Raw genomic sequence first — 14,963 nt, 5'->3', positions numbered from 1 at the left:
AAAAATATCTTTAAAACGTTCTGGATACAAGGAACTATGATAAAATTGGAATGTTTGAAAGTGAGCGGATAAAGTTGAAAGAAAAAGCAACTGGAAAAAGTTATGCAAAAATTATTTGGTTTGGCGAGCACAGCGTCGTTTACGGCAAGCCGGCCATTGCCATCCCAATCTACTCGGTTGACGTTACAGCGATAATCCGACGCATCAATGCGGGCCAAAATATCCATTGTCGCTACTTTGACGGCCCGGTTGATCAAATGGCCGAAAACCTGCGGGGAATTAAGACCCTGATTGATCATTTAACCAACTTATTGGGCGCAAAAGACGTTGCCTTTGACCTGACGATTGAAAGCAAATTACCCTCAGAACGGGGAATGGGCTCGTCTGCGGCAACGGCCATTGCTGTCATCAGAGCCTTTTTTGCCTTTTTTGAAGTGAGTTTAACGCGCGACATGCTGCTAAAGCTCGCAGAAATTGAGGAAAAAATTACCCACGGCAATCCAAGCGGCTTGGATTCGGCAACCGCCAGCTCGAGTATGCCGATCTGGTTTATCAAAAATGAAATCAACGAACAGATTGATTTTAATTTGCCAACCTCATCGCTGGTGATTGCCGATAGCGGCATTAAGGGTAAGACGTCCGAGGCTGTTTCGTTGGTTCATAGTAATTTAGTCGACCAACCGGAAATGGCTGACCCCCTAATCCAACAATTGGGCACCATTGCAGAAACTGCCCGCCAAGCGCTGGCGGAAGCTGACGACGAGACTTTAGGTAAATTAATGACCCAATCCCAGCAAAATCTCGCACAGTTAGGTGTCAGCAATCACACCCTCGATACGTTTTGCCAAGTCGCCTGCCAAAATCACGCTTTGGGCGCCAAATTGACGGGAAGCGGCTTAGGCGGCTGTGTCATCGCACTAGCCAAGAACCAGGCGGACGCCCAACAAATTTCAACGGCACTTCGAAAAGCTGGCGCCACTCAAACTTGGATTCAATCATTCAAGAATTATCAATTTTCGACAGGAGAAGCACATGACAACCTCGTCCAATAACTCAGCTACGGCCTTGGCCCACACCAATATTGCCCTGATTAAATACTGGGGAAAGAAAAATGCGGATTTAATTATCCCCTACACTGGAAGCCTGTCACTTACCCTGGATCAATTTTATACCAAGACTCAGGTGTCGTTTGATCGGCAACTTGAACAAGATACCCTCTTAATTAACGAACAAGCAGTCACGGATAAGAGCTGGCAGCGGGTCCACGATTTTTTGAATTTGGTTCGGCAGCAGTCCGGGATCACCGAAAACGCTCGGGTCATTTCTGACAATCACGTTCCAACCGCAGCAGGACTGGCTTCATCGGCTTCCGCCTTTGCTGCATTGGCGGCTGCGGCCAGCAAAGCTTCCGGAATGGATTTAAATGAGCGGGACTTATCCCGACTTGCCCGCCGTGGTTCGGGATCCGCTTGTCGTTCAATATACGGTGGCTTTGTCGAGTGGCAGCGAGGATCCGATGATACGGATTCCTATGCGGTTCCAATTGAAAATCCAAACTTAAAGGACATTCGAATTGTTGCTTTGACCATCGAGACCCACCAAAAACCAATTTCCAGTCGTCAGGGGATGGAACGTTCAGTGACCACATCGCCTTATTACCCGACTTGGGTGAAAGTGGTCGAGTCGGATCTAAAAGAAATCAAATCAGCCATCAGCCAAAATGATTTCACCAAGTTCGGTGCAATTAGTGAATTTAACGCCATGCGGATGCACGCGTTAACGCTTAGCGCCAATCCCGACTTCCTGTATTTTAACGGAATGACGTTGGATGCCATGAACGAAGTCAAGCGGCTTCGGCATGCTGGCGTTGAGTGTTACTATACAGTTGACGCGGGACCAAATGTCAAAGTCATCTGCCAAACCAAGAACGTTGACACAATTGCCAACACATTTTCAAAAATATTGGGTCCGGAAAAAGTGACGGTAGCAAAGCCGGGCCCCGGAATTAAGTATCTTTAATCAGGAAAGGAAATGATCCGTTGATTACGGTTAAAGCGCCTGGAAAACTTTATATCGCCGGAGAATATGCGGTAGTCGAGACCGGCTACCCCTCTATTATTGTTGCATTAAATCAGTTTGTGACCGTCCAGATTTCCCGGAGCGAATCTTATGGCAGTATCGTTTCCAAACAATACCGTGAGGATTCCGTGTACTGGCGGCGCCGCGGGGATCAAATGATTCTGGACAATCGGGATAATACTTTTAATTACATAATTTCAGCCATTCAGCTGACTGAAGAATATGCCCAATCCCTCGGCCGCCAAATGGAAGTCTATGATTTGCGGATTAATAGTGATCTGGACAGTCCAAACGGGAAGAAGTATGGTTTGGGATCCTCTGCAGCAGTGACCGTCGCGACGGTTAAGGCACTCTGCCAGTTTTACAAATTGCCGTTAACCAAGAGTAAACTCTTCAAACTTTCGGCGATTGCCCACCTCGATGTTCAAGGAAACGGGTCTTTGGGAGATATCGCCGCCAGCGTATACGGCGGCTGGATCGCCTACCGTTCATTTGACCGAAACTGGTTAATGGCTGCCCGCAGACAGGAAAATTTGACCGAGCTCGTCAATAAGACTTGGCCGCATCTTATGATTACCCAACTGACGCCGCCTAAAGAGTTGAAATTGATTATTGGCTGGACCGGGTCGCCTGCTTCAACCTCTCATTTGGTTGATAAAGTGGCGGTCCAAAAAAGCCATCAACACGCCACCTACACGCAATTTTTAAAGGACAGTAAAGATTGCCTCGATGAATTAATTGACGGCTTTAAAACTGGCAGCCTTTCGGTTATCAAGCGCGGCATCTTGCGAAACCGGGAAATTCTTCAACACCTGGCTGAATTTACCAAAGTCCCGATCGAGACACCGATTTTAAAACAAATGTGTGATATTGCGGTGGCACATTCCGCAGCAGCCAAGTCATCAGGCGCTGGCGGCGGCGATTGCGGAATTGTTGTCGCGGATGAAAACACCGATATTGAGTCAATGATTGAAGGCTGGAAACAAAACGGTATCAAGCAATTGTCACTTCAAGTCCATCCCGTGATTGACCTTGATAAGGAGTAACTATGATTTCAAACCATTCACACCGAAAAGACGAGCACGTTTCACTAGCCGAAAAATTTTATCAACCCAACTCATTTTTTGACGCCGTTCGCTTTATACCAAACGGTCTGCCAAAAACGTCGCTGAATCAAATTGACATTTCAATGACGGCTGGCCGGCTTCAATTTGAGACCCCTTTTTATATTGAGGCAATGTCAGGCGGCAGCCCGCGAACGAAGGACATTAATCGGCGACTGGCTGAAATTGCCAAAGAAACCGGCTTAGCTATGGCCGTTGGCTCGCAGAGTGTTGGCCTAAGTGATCCATCAGTGAGTGATTCGTTTACGATTGTCAGAGAAGTTAATCCGAGTGGCCTGATTTTTGCCAACATTGGCGCCAATCACAATGCCGACGATGCCAAACGGGTCGTTGACCAATTGGAAGCCAACGCGTTGGAACTCCATATCAACGCTGCTCAGGAACTGGTCATGCCGGAGGGTGACCGGACATTTTCGTTCATTAAGCACATTGAATCGATTGTTAAGGCCGTTAACGTCCCAGTGATCGTTAAAGAAGTGGGATTTGGGATGAGTCAAGACATCATCAAGGAGCTCCAGGAGTTGGGCGTTGAATACATCAACGTCTCTGGGCGTGGCGGGACAAATTTTGCGACAATTGAGAATTTCCGCCGGCCCGATAAAGAGATGACCTATTTGAAAGATTGGGGATTGACGACTGTTGAATCGCTACTGGAAAGCCGCCCATTCCAAAAGCATATGACCGTCTTTGCGTCCGGTGGGATTCAGTCCCCCATGGCCGTTGCCAAAAGCTTGGCACTTGGAGCTTCTGCGGTGGGCGTTGCCGGCTATTTTCTTCACGCCTTGATTCACCAAAAAGATGAGGCCGTGATTTCCGACATTAACAACTGGAAATACGGGTTAAAGGCCATCATGGTGATGTTAAACTGTCAGACGATTGCGGATTTACAGAAACAAAAATTGATTTTGAAACCCGAACTCAGAGATTATTTAAAACAGCGACAGATTGACTATTAGGATATGAACCAAACAAGGCTGAGAAACGAGCAAATACTCGTGTCTCAGCCTTATTTGTGTATTCGTACGTAACGCGCCCCGTATTAATCTAAACGATAAATCGCAACCCTTTTGGAAAGAAGTTTTTCGCTGTGCCATTAACCACTTTGGCAAAGCCGACGGGTTGGTTGGCGCAAACTAACAAATACCAGCCTTTGGATAAACTCGGTTCAACCATAAACGTATCCCCGTGAACATACTTGGCCCACTGAAGTTGGTCAATGACGACTTGGCGTTTAACTTGATCAGCATGAAGTGCCAGTGCTAACGCGTAGCTGGGCTCAAAGCGGTTCTTTTTAAAGGTGCCAATTTCCAACCCCAAGCGAACAATTTTGATGCCCGATAAATTAGGTGTTTCTTCGGGAACCGAATACAAGTGATCTTTAAAGACCACCAGTTTTTTGAAATTAACATCAGTTAGGGTGTCATCTTTAAATTGATTTAATAACACATTTTCATCTTTGGTGGGCATCTCAATATTGCGCCCGATTCCACGGAACCGTTTTGGCTTTGGATCAGGTTCGCCGGTTTCCGGCTTCTTGAGTTTGGCAATGAAGTGGCCCTCACCGTCAAAATGATGGGGGAAAATTCTCACACAGTTTTTCAAATCCGGATTGCCGTTCGCCCATTCTGGGATGCCCGAATCCATTCCCGGGTACTTTTTGACCGGTAAAATTTCAAATCCAAACGTCTCCACCAACCAGGCAATAATCTGCTCATCCTCTTCCGGCGCAAAGGTACAGGTTGAATAGATCAACTCGCCGCCGGGCTTTAAATTTTTGACAGCTTGCGTGAGAATGGTTCGCTGACGGGTGCTGCATTCTTCCGGGTAGGCTAGATTCCAATATTGCATGGCATCTGGATCCTTTCGAAACATCCCTTCTCCTGAACATGGCGCGTCCACCAACACCCGATCAAAAAATGCCGGAAGTTGAGCGGCCATTCTGTCTGGATCGGTATTGGTGACAATTGTGTTGGTCAGCCCAAACCGCTCGACATTTTCAACCAAAACTTTGGCCCGTTTACTGTCGATTTCATTTGCGATTAGTAGCCCGGAATTACCCAGGTAACTCCCCAAATGCGTGGTTTTACCACCCGGAGCCGCGCATAAGTCCAGGACTTTCTCGTTTCGTTTGGGTGCAGCAACCTCCCCAACGTACATGGCGCTGGGTTCTTGACTGTACACCGCGCCACTTTGGTGATCAACGGTTTTACCGCTAACCTGGCCATGATAGCCAAACTGACAGTGAGCTGTGGGATGCGTCAAGTCAAGGTCCTCAGGCTGACTGGCCTTCAGCGGGTTCACTCGAAAGCCTGGCGTGCTGGGTTGGGAAAAACTGGCAATAAAAGCCGCTGCCTGCTCTTCGCCCATTAATTTTTGATATTTGGTGATGAAATCGGTTGGTAGGTTCATTCTAATCTCCCTTGTTATGATGAATAATTGACGTTTTGACCGTTTTCAGATACTATAAATGGATATGTTGGTAAGGAGTGATTACAATTACAAGAAAACTCATCGCACTCGACCTGGATGGGACGACGTTAAACAACGATAGCAAAATCAGCAGCCAAACTGCCGCAACCATTCGGGCTGCAGTGAAACAAGGCTACTTGGTCAGTATTGTGACCGGTCGTCCGAACAGACTTTCTGAAAACTTTTATGATGATTTACATTTAAATACACCCATGATTAATTTTAATGGCAACCTTGGCATTTTACCACATCAAGCGTGGAATCGTGAATACCAGTACACAATTGATAAGGAAATCGTGGCGGAACTGCTGGCAAAAAGCAAGTCACTGGGCTTATCTCTGATCGCCGTTGAAGGCCGGGATATGTTTCTCGCCAACCATGGCGTCAAAAATAACGCCGGCTTTGGCTTTTTCCCCAGTACGTTAGAAACCGATCAAGTTCTCAGTCAACAAAGCCTGCGGGACAACCCCATCAGTATTACGGTACAGGTGGAACCGGAACTCAAAGCCGGCTTAATCGACTTCCTTCAAAACCAATTTGGCGATCAAGTCGAAGTGTCCCCTTGGGGCGGCCCTCATTCGATTGTCGAAATAGCGACCAAGGGCGTCCATAAGTCCACTGGCTTGAAATTCTTGGCGGACTATTATGGCATTCTTCAAAAAGACATTATTGCCTTCGGCGACGAAGGAAACGATGTCACCATGATGCAATACGCTGGCACCGGCGTCGCAATGAAAAACGCCATTGACAAAATCAAAGAATTTGCCAATGACGTGACGGACTTTTCCAACGACGATGATGGCGTGGCCCGATACTTACAAGACCGAATGGATATCGCGGTTGGAGAATAATAATGACCAAATGACACCTCAGTGTTGTTTGGTTTTTTTGTTGGCAAGCATTTCATGACGGAAAATCAATGGCATCCCTCATCGCCTTGAATCCCAACCAAAAACGCACCTGGTAAAGCAAACAATGATCGTCAGCCACAGGTACGTTCGAAAACAGAGTTGCGTTCAATTAGTCATTTGGATGATATTGAATGGTTGCCTTAACGGCGCGTTGCCAGCCTGCATACAGCGTCGTTCTGGTAGTCGCATCCATCTCAGGCTTGAACTCATCCCTTGATTTAACCGTCTTTTTGATATCTTCAATAGAATCCCAGAAACCAACCGCCAGGCCTGCCAGGTAAGCAGCTCCCAACGCGGTTGTTTCAGCAATCGAGGCCCGTTGAATTGGGGTTCCCAAAATATCCGCTTGAAATTGCATTAAATAGTTATTGTTGGCAGCCCCACCATCAACCGCAAGCGATTTAAGATCGATCCCGGTTTCGGCGGCCATTGTGTCAACAACGTCTCTTGTCTGGTAAGCCAGCGACTCAAGTGTCGCCCGAACAAATTGATTTTTGGTTGTCCCACGGGTCAATCCAAAGACCGCGCCTCTGGCATCCTGATCCCAGTAAGGCGCACCCAGCCCGGTAAATGCCGGTACGACGTAAACGCCGTCACTGCTTTTGGCGTCAATGGCCATCTGTTCGGAATCGGGTGATGATTTGACCATTTCCATCCCATCTCGCAGCCACTGAATGGCCGAACCCGCCACGAAGATACTCCCTTCCAGCGCGTAGTTGACTTTGCCATTGATGCCGTATGCGATCGTGGTCAACAGTCCGCGTTTAGACAACGTTGGCTCTTCGCCGGTATTCATCACGATAAAGGCACCTGTTCCGTAAGTATTTTTAATCATTCCCCGTTGAAGCGCCATTTGGCCGAACAAAGCTGCCTGTTGGTCACCGGCAATTCCGGCAATTGGCACTTGAACCCCAGAGAAAGAGTAACCTGAGGTATAGCCGTAAATCTCTGAAGAGGAATGAACTTCAGGCAACATGCTTTCTGGAATATTAAGCACCTTTAAGATATCTTGATCCCACTTCAGCGTATGAATGTTAAATAACATCGTTCGACTGGCGTTGGTGTAATCAGTCGCATGGACCTTGCCGCCTGTCAGCTTCCAAAGAACCCAAGTATCAATGGTGCCAAATAACAAATCACCGTTATCCGCCTTTTGACGGGCGCCTTCAACATTATCCAAAATCCATTTGATCTTGGTCGCCGAGAAGTAAGAATCAATAATTAAGCCAGTCTTTTCGTGAATCATGTCGTTATAGCCGTCACGCTTCAATTGGTCCGCCAAGTCGGCAGTCTGCTTGGACTGCCACACGATTGCGTGGTAAATCGGCTCGCCTGTGTTCTTATCCCAAATCACGGTTGTTTCCCGTTGATTGGTGACACCAATCCCCCGGACTTTGTATGGCGGAACATCTGCATTAATTAAGGCTTCTGAGATAACAGATTGAACGGCATTCCAAATCTCGTTGGCATCGTGCTCAACCCAACCGGATTTTGGAAAATACTGGTGGAACTCCCGTTGCGCCTTTCCAACGATATTGCCATCATTATTAAACAATATTGCCCGGGTACTGGTCGTGCCCTCATCAATGGACATTATGTATTGCTGATCATTCATGTAAAGGTCTCCATTCCTGTTGTTAATACGTTTAACGCGTCTTTTCTCTTTGTTTAGTATACAATAATATCCAGTTGACGACCAATTTGTCCGTAAACTTTAGAAAATAATAGACGCTATCGAAAGAAAAAGCCCGCAACCCTGAGATTGTGAGCTTAACATGACTAAAAGTCTACTTTTCGTCACTCTTTAAAACGCCGCCAACGCTGTAACGGTTTGTTTGCATTTCACTTAAAATAACGTGAACGTGTTCTGCGGGTGCGCCAGTGTTTTTAACAACGGCTGCGGTGACGTCTTCAACGAGTCCCTTCAATTGATCCTGTGAACGACCGGCAATTAAATGAATATCTACGATTGGCATAAACTAATTCCTCCATTTTTTTGAATGCAAAAAGTATACCCTAAAAGTTTTTCGCCTGCAATCACATTTGAACGCCCGCCAACCGTTTTGGGGCAAAAAATGATACAATGTTGCAAGCAACGTTTACGATAGGAGATTGTTAAACATGATACCAACTAAAAACTTTTCAGCCTGCACCAGTATGATTGTGGGAAAGAACGCCAGTATCGATGGGTCGATCATGATCGCTCGAAACGAAGACAGCAAGGCATCCTGGCCTAAGAATTACGTGATCCATCCTCACGAAGAATTTGACCAGCCCCAGGAATTTTCTTCCAACGATAATGGCTTTAAGATCAGTCTGCCAACCATTCGTGCCAAGTATTCAGCGACTCCCGAATGGACGGATAAATTCGGCTTGTTTGAAGAAGACGGCTTTAATGAATACGGCGTTGCCATGAGCGCCACGGAAAGTACCTACACCAACAAGCTGGCTTTGGGTGCCGATCCGCTCGTAGAAGACGGCATTGGTGAAGAAGCCATGATTACCGTCGTTTTACCCTACGTCAAAACCGCCCGTGAAGGCGTCCAGCGTTTGGGACAAATTGTTGAGTACTACGGCACGTCAGAATCAAACGGGATTTTGTTTGCCGACCAAAATGAAGCTTGGTATATGGAAACCGGTGGCGGTCACAACTGGGTGGCGCAACGAATTCCTGACGACAGCTATGCCGTCATTGCAAACCAAAGTGCCATTCAAGAAATTGATTTTGATGATCCAAAGCACTTCATGTGGTCAACAAACATTCGCAAATTTGTCGCCGACAACCACTTAAATCCCGATCATTCCGGCAATTCATTTAACTTCCGGCAGATTTTCGGTACCGCCGACTTATCGGATACCTATTACAATACGCCGCGGGTTTGGTATGGCCTGCGGATGTTCTCGCCCGACCTCGAATTTGACCCAACCAGCCAAAATATGCCGTTTATTAATCAGGCCAACCGAAAATTGAGTCTCTTTGATGTCCAGGATTTTCTTGGATCACATTATCAGGGGACTGCGTATGACCCCATTGGCGAGGGCTCTGAGCACGACAAGCACCACTTCCGACCAATTAGTCTCGCCAAAACACAAGAGGCCCATATCCTCCAAATACGGCCAAATATGCCCACTCCTGCCGCAGGGATCCAGTGGTTGGCAATGGGGGTGGCCGCACAAAGCAGCTTTGTGCCATTTTACGCTGGGGCAACCGACACTCCGGCCGAATACCAACATGCCAGTGGTACTTACGCACCAAATCAAGCTTATTGGACGTACAAATTAGCCGGCGTCCTGGTAGATCCCCACTACGTTTCGTTTGGACCAAAGTTAAACGATACCAGGGAAGATCTGCGGGTTGCCTTTCAACAAGCTGTTAAGAAGGCCGATGCGGCCGTCGGTGGCTTATCAAATGTCGAATTAGCGGATTTTCTCACCAAAGTTAATTTCGAAAATGCTAAAACCGGGCTGACCGCTTACAACAAGCTTATCTCCGACCTGATTACCCATTCAACTGATTTTTCACCAATTAATTTTAAACAAGACGTTAACCTGTAGCACTAAAAAATGAGCAACCTGCCGTCCTGGTAGATTGCTCATTTTTGATTACCATATTTTAATAATGTTCTCTGGTAAACGAACCTGGAACATCCTGACTGGCTTTAACAACCAGCTTGGTCAACAGGTCTTCAGTGGCTTTCATCATGTGATCGGCAGTCCTGGCATTGGCTTGGCCAAGTGCTCGGACAATGTGTGAACCAGCCGCTTCTTTTTCGGAAATCCGCTTATCAACCTGGGCAATTCGTTCATGGGCATAACCCATTTCTTTTAATTGATAATCTTCAATATCAGCCATTAATGCCTGATAATGGTCGGCAGCAATCAGTGAAATCAACCGATTTGCCCAATAGGCGTTATGACTATCCAAAGTTTCCGTCGTATCCCGGTAGCAATCCGGTGTGTTGATGACGTTGGTGTAAAACGGCGTTAAGACATTAAACGGATTGGACGCAAACGTGATCCACTGAATCGCTGAATAAGCCGACGGCATGTTAGGCCGCAACTGCAAGATGGATAATTGCTGGTTACGGTTAATCCCAATTGGCCGATAAGGCACTGTTTTGTAATCTGCTCCTGGCGCAAACGGATCATAGGGCGTGTCTTCGTAATGAGAGCTCAAGACAAATTTGATATCCTCAATGGTGATTTTTCGATTGGCGTGACAAATAAACGGCAGGTCGTTGCTCATCGGTGACTTATCCTTAACGGATTCAGGATCAAAGTAACGTTGGCCATACCATGCCCGTGGTGTGTTGTAATGGCGATCCAACTGGGTGTCCGAACCAAAGATCTTTCTAAAATTAAAATGATTGGTTAAATTCAAGTGATTGTCACGGGCAAATTTACGTAAATCCTTGGAATACATAAAGCTGTCCGGATCATCGAAGTCGATTTCTTGAATGCCGGTCTGGTTTGGCGCAATGACATAGGCGTCATCCGGAATCCGTTGGGCAACCCAGTGATGGCCGCCGGCAGTCTCCATATACCAAATTTCGTTAACGTCAGAAAAGATAATTCCGTTTGATTCGTAGGTCCCATACTTCTCAAGCAGTTCACCCACTCGTTGAACGCCTTGCTTGGCAGAATCAATATATGGCAGCGTGATTGTCAGTAAATCTTCTTCACCCAGTCCATTGGGCTCAAATGGATCAGCACCCATCACCCTGGAATTGGTCGTAATCGTCTCTGTGGCGCTCATCGCCACGTTATGGGCATTTATACCAGCTTCTCCCCAAACGCCCTTTCCAGGGACAGCATCGGGCACTGAGGTATATCTCAGTGGATTGTCTGGCAATTTAACAGCAAATTTCGTTAATTGTGCGTGATAGTCCCTTGGTTGGTCTTCAGGTTCGACGACCACAAACTTCTTAGGGTTAACGGCATCACCCGCGTCTTCGTTTCTGGCAATGAGCGTTGACCCGTCGTAACTGGCCTTCTTACCAACTAAAATCGTCGTACAACTACTGTGTTTTGATGAAAACATTTTAAAGCCTCCCCTTTATCTTCTTATCACCTTGATTTTACACCCTTTTGACTGGAGTGGAAGAAAAGAGCGTGAAATCGGTCACATATGAAGGCATCACTGCAAACAAGCGCTTTTGACAAAACAAAAACCGATTGGAAAACAAGTTGCGTTTTCCAATCGGTCATTTTCGTTCAGTGACAAAGCCACTTAACGGTTAATCATTATTTTTGTGCCGGTTCTTCATAATCACCATTTGGACAGACCACTTGGGTGCCGCCCTTTACCCGTTTTTCAACCAAGAAGTGGCCATCCTTTGGACAGTCACGGCCGATTGGTTTATCCCATGAAACAAAGTCACAGTCGGGAAATCTCGAGCAACCATAGAAGATTCGGTTCTTTCTTGATTTTCGTTCAATGACTTGGCCCTCATGACACTTCGGACAAATAACGCCAATTTCTTTAACAATTGGTTTGGTGTTTCGACAGTCAGGGAACCGCGAACAAGCGTTGAACTTGCCGTAGCGTCCCATTTTAATGACCATCGGTGCCCCGCAGATATCACAGTTAAATCCGGCTGGTTCGTCTTTGATTTGGACCTTTTCCATGTTCTTGGTGGCCGACTCGACCTCGTCTGAGAATGGCTTGTAGAAAGTATCAACCAACTTGATCCAGTTTTCCTTACCCTCTTCAACTTGATCAAGCTTGCCTTCTAAATTAGCCGTAAAGTCAATGTTAACCACATCCGGGAAGTATTCGACGATGATCTTGTTAACAATTTCGCCTAATTCAGTCGGTTCAAATCGACGACCAACTTCCTTGACGTAATAGCGCCGTTGGATGGTGTCAATGGTCGGTGAGTAAGTTGACGGACGTCCAACACCCTTTTCTTCCAGCGCCTTAATCAAGGTTGCTTCACTGTAACGGGATGGTGGCTGGGTGAAATGTTGATCAGGGTTGTTCTTAACCAGTGAAACCACGTCGCCGGTTTCAAGATCAGGAAGTAAATTATCCTTTTCTTTGGTATCACCGTATACCTTCAAGAACCCATCAAATTTCATCTTTGACCCGTTGGCTTTAAAAATCACGTTATTTTGTTCAATCGTGACCGCCATGGTATCCATAATTGCCGGTGTCATTTGACTGGCAAGAAATCTTGACCAAACCATTTGGTACAAGCGGAACTGGTCACGGGTCAAATATTTCTTGAGACTTGCCGGTGTTCGAAAGACTGATGTTGGCCGAATCGCCTCATGGGCATCCTGGGCGCCTTCAGGCAATTTACCTTTGATTGGCTTGGTGGCCGCATATTCTTCCCCGTATTCTTCGTGTAAGAACTTGGAAGCTTCATGCTTGGCAATAACGGAAATTCGGGTTGAATCCGTCCGCATATAAGTGATTAAGCCTTGGCTGCCCTCTTTACCAATGTTGATTCCTTCATACAACTGTTGAGCGGCCATCATTGTTTTTCGAGTCCGGAAATTCAACTTCCGGTTGGCTTCCTGTTGCATCGTACTGGTCGTAAATGGTGGCTGTGGCTGGCGCTTACGTTCACGTCGGGTCACTTTGGTAATGTCAAAATCACCCTTCGGATCAAGCTGTTTTAAAATAGCTTGAACGGCTTCATTGTTAGGCAGGTCTTTTTTCTTGCCGTTCACACCATAAAACGCCGCTTTGAATTTACTGCGACCCTTTTTAAATTCAGAATCAATGGACCAGTATTCTTCAGGAGTGAAATTCTTAATTGCTTTTTCACGCTCAATAATCAGCCAAAGTGCAATTGACTGCACCCGACCGGCACTAAGACCTTTTTTGACTTTTTGCCATAATAGCGGTGAAATCGAATACCCTACAAGGCGGTCAAGAATTCGCCGTGCCTGTTGGGCATCTACCAGGTTCATGTCAATGTTTCGGGGATGCTTAAAAGATTCTTTAACCGCATCCTTTGTAATTTCGTTGAAGACAACCCGATTATCATCGTTTGGATCAAGGTCTAAAATGTGTTGCAGGTGCCAAGCAATTGATTCGCCTTCACGGTCCGGATCGGCTGCGAGATAAACTTTTTTAGCTTTTTTAGCTGCAGAACGTAATTCCTTGATTGTATCGCCTTTGCCACGAATCGAAATGTAATGCGGTTCGTAGTCATGGTCGATATCAACGCCCATCTTACTCTTTGGCAAATCACGGACGTGACCTTTACTGGCGACAACCTTGTACGATCGGCCAAGATATTTTTCAATTGTTTTGGCCTTAGCTGGAGACTCTACAATCACGAGCGTCTTTTTAGGTGATTTCCGTTTTGTCTTCGCTTTTGGTTTAGATTTGGCTTTTGGTTTTGGTTTAGTAGAAGTTGCCATTATTTCTCCCTTCGAAAGTGCTACTTTTGTATTCATATTACTGTAGGAATTTTTATTACAAATCTACCACATCATATTGCAGGAATTTTGAAGTGTCAACTCATGCACTTTCAAATTCAGATTTGATAGAACTCTTCGACGATATCATCGGCTTGCAAAATCGGCTTGGCGCCAGCCGCAATTAATTCATTCGTACCAACTGATAGCGGGCTGTTGATCGGACCGGGAACTGCTAAGACATTCCGATTGTTTTGAAGCGCCAAGTTTGCAGTAATTAAACTTCCGGAGTGCTGCTTCGCCTCAGTCACTAAGATGCTTTGAACAAGACCGGCAATGATGCGATTTCGTTCCGGAAAATGGCTGCGATAGCCCTTGGTATGATTGGGATATTCAGAAATCAACAGTTGTGTTTGGCCAATTTGTTGCTGCAGGGGTCTGTTGGCCGCTGGATATTCGATGTCCAATCCAGTCCCAATGACCGCAATAGTCGAGCCGCCGCTGGCAATTGCGCATTGGTGAGCAAGAGTGTCGACGCCTTTAGCAAGTCCGGATACAATAGCCATTGTATTGGAAACTGTGCCAGGAATCAACTTTTTCATAACCTCAAACGAATAATTTGTGCAGTCACGGGCACCGACGACGCCAAGTAGCGGCCTTGATAAAAGTGGCAGCCGGCCCCGATAAAACAAAATCAACGGCGGCGCGAATGCTTCCCTCAAGGCGACCGGATAGTCCGGATCACAGATCGAAAGCCACTTTTCACCGGCCACTAATTTTTCAACTAACCGTGTATCTTGAAGCAGTTGATGATAGCTTTTAGAAAAGGCGGCAAAGTTGTGCTGATTGATTCCGGCGACGTTCGCCAACAGTTCGACCGGTGGTAATTGGGTGTTTGACCACTCAGATTGTTTTAGCCAAGCATATACCTTCGCCTTGCCAATTATTCCAATTCCGTTACATAAATGAATCCGCAATAAAAAATCTCTTAAAAGCATTTTTATCC

Annotated in this window: 12 protein-coding genes; 6 read left to right on the top strand and 6 right to left on the bottom strand. The window is 46.3% G+C overall.

Translation table 11 applies throughout. The features are described from left to right. Nucleotides 1-74: 74 nt before the first annotated feature. The 4 genes from mvk to fni are packed head-to-tail and all read left to right on the top strand — an operon-like array spanning nt 75 to nt 4,159. On the top strand, nt 75-1,052 hold the full coding sequence (gene mvk / locus AB3112_RS00140) for a mevalonate kinase (protein ID WP_084975552.1): 978 nt from the start codon (nt 75-77) through the stop codon (nt 1,050-1,052). After that, nucleotides 1,033-2,019: a diphosphomevalonate decarboxylase gene (gene mvaD / locus AB3112_RS00135; protein ID WP_084975442.1), complete on the top strand. Its 987-nt coding sequence runs from the start codon at nt 1,033-1,035 to the stop codon at nt 2,017-2,019. The genes mvk and mvaD overlap by 20 nt, the downstream gene beginning before the upstream one ends. 20 nt (nt 2,020-2,039) lie before the next feature. Next, a complete protein-coding gene (locus AB3112_RS00130; protein WP_084975444.1) occupies nt 2,040-3,125 on the top strand; it encodes a phosphomevalonate kinase in 1,086 nt (361 codons plus the stop codon). Nucleotides 3,126-3,127: 2 nt separating this feature from the next. Beyond that, entirely contained in the window at nt 3,128-4,159 is a 1,032-nt protein-coding gene (gene fni, locus AB3112_RS00125) for a type 2 isopentenyl-diphosphate Delta-isomerase (RefSeq protein WP_084998659.1), read from the top strand. 88 nt (nt 4,160-4,247) lie between these two features. Here fni and AB3112_RS00120 read toward each other — a convergent pair whose 3' ends face one another. Beyond that, nucleotides 4,248-5,612: an RsmB/NOP family class I SAM-dependent RNA methyltransferase gene (locus tag AB3112_RS00120; protein ID WP_084975448.1), complete on the bottom strand. Its 1,365-nt coding sequence runs from the start codon at nt 5,610-5,612 to the stop codon at nt 4,248-4,250. Between the two features lie 77 nt (nt 5,613-5,689). Between AB3112_RS00120 and AB3112_RS00115 the strand changes: the two genes are divergently transcribed. Continuing rightward, nucleotides 5,690-6,523 (top strand): Cof-type HAD-IIB family hydrolase, encoded by an 834-nt coding sequence (locus AB3112_RS00115; protein WP_057911131.1) that lies wholly within the window; start codon nt 5,690-5,692, stop codon nt 6,521-6,523. A 169-nt stretch (nt 6,524-6,692) separates the two neighbouring features. On the opposite strand, the gene glpK is transcribed toward AB3112_RS00115, so the two are convergent. Both glpK and AB3112_RS00105 read right to left on the bottom strand, forming a co-directional pair. Continuing rightward, entirely contained in the window at nt 6,693-8,198 is a 1,506-nt protein-coding gene (gene glpK, locus AB3112_RS00110; protein WP_057909154.1) for a glycerol kinase GlpK, read from the bottom strand. Between the two features lie 172 nt (nt 8,199-8,370). Continuing rightward, the gene (locus AB3112_RS00105; protein WP_057865671.1) at nt 8,371-8,559 is read right to left on the bottom strand and encodes a 2-hydroxymuconate tautomerase; all 189 of its coding nucleotides are present in this window, start codon (nt 8,557-8,559) and stop codon (nt 8,371-8,373) included. A 145-nt stretch (nt 8,560-8,704) separates the two neighbouring features. Between AB3112_RS00105 and AB3112_RS00100 the strand changes: the two genes are divergently transcribed. Beyond that, nucleotides 8,705-10,138, top strand: a complete 1,434-nt coding sequence (locus AB3112_RS00100) for a C69 family dipeptidase (RefSeq protein WP_084975450.1) — start codon at nt 8,705-8,707, stop codon at nt 10,136-10,138. A gap of 58 nt (nt 10,139-10,196) precedes the next feature. On the opposite strand, the gene AB3112_RS00095 is transcribed toward AB3112_RS00100, so the two are convergent. From AB3112_RS00095 to dprA, 3 genes are all read right to left on the bottom strand, one after another. After that, on the bottom strand, nt 10,197-11,624 hold the full coding sequence (locus tag AB3112_RS00095; RefSeq protein ID WP_075141340.1) for a C69 family dipeptidase: 1,428 nt from the start codon (nt 11,622-11,624) through the stop codon (nt 10,197-10,199). A 203-nt stretch (nt 11,625-11,827) separates the two neighbouring features. Then, nucleotides 11,828-13,960 (bottom strand): type I DNA topoisomerase, encoded by a 2,133-nt coding sequence (topA, locus tag AB3112_RS00090; protein ID WP_084998661.1) that lies wholly within the window; start codon nt 13,958-13,960, stop codon nt 11,828-11,830. Nucleotides 13,961-14,076: 116 nt separating this feature from the next. Continuing rightward, nucleotides 14,077-14,955 (bottom strand): DNA-processing protein DprA, encoded by an 879-nt coding sequence (dprA, locus tag AB3112_RS00085; RefSeq protein WP_057909158.1) that lies wholly within the window; start codon nt 14,953-14,955, stop codon nt 14,077-14,079. Nucleotides 14,956-14,963 lie beyond the last annotated feature (8 nt).

Source organism: Lentilactobacillus sp. (assembly GCF_040773105.1).
GTDB lineage: Bacteria > Bacillota > Bacilli > Lactobacillales > Lactobacillaceae > Lentilactobacillus > Lentilactobacillus parabuchneri.
This window is presented reverse-complemented; position numbering and strand designations above follow the sequence as displayed.

Coding starts and splice junctions, on each gene's coding strand:
- glpK (WP_057909154.1), bottom strand. CDS start 8,198: ATGAATGATCAGCAATACATAATGTCCATTGATGAGGGCACGACCAGT.
- AB3112_RS00105 (WP_057865671.1), bottom strand. CDS start 8,559: ATGCCAATCGTAGATATTCATTTAATTGCCGGTCGTTCACAGGATCAA.
- AB3112_RS00100 (WP_084975450.1), top strand. CDS start 8,705: ATGATACCAACTAAAAACTTTTCAGCCTGCACCAGTATGATTGTGGGA.
- AB3112_RS00095 (WP_075141340.1), bottom strand. CDS start 11,624: ATGTTTTCATCAAAACACAGTAGTTGTACGACGATTTTAGTTGGTAAG.
- fni (WP_084998659.1), top strand. CDS start 3,128: ATGATTTCAAACCATTCACACCGAAAAGACGAGCACGTTTCACTAGCC.
- dprA (WP_057909158.1), bottom strand. CDS start 14,955: ATGCTTTTAAGAGATTTTTTATTGCGGATTCATTTATGTAACGGAATT.
- topA (WP_084998661.1), bottom strand. CDS start 13,960: ATGGCAACTTCTACTAAACCAAAACCAAAAGCCAAATCTAAACCAAAA.
- AB3112_RS00120 (WP_084975448.1), bottom strand. CDS start 5,612: ATGAACCTACCAACCGATTTCATCACCAAATATCAAAAATTAATGGGC.
- mvaD (WP_084975442.1), top strand. CDS start 1,033: ATGACAACCTCGTCCAATAACTCAGCTACGGCCTTGGCCCACACCAAT.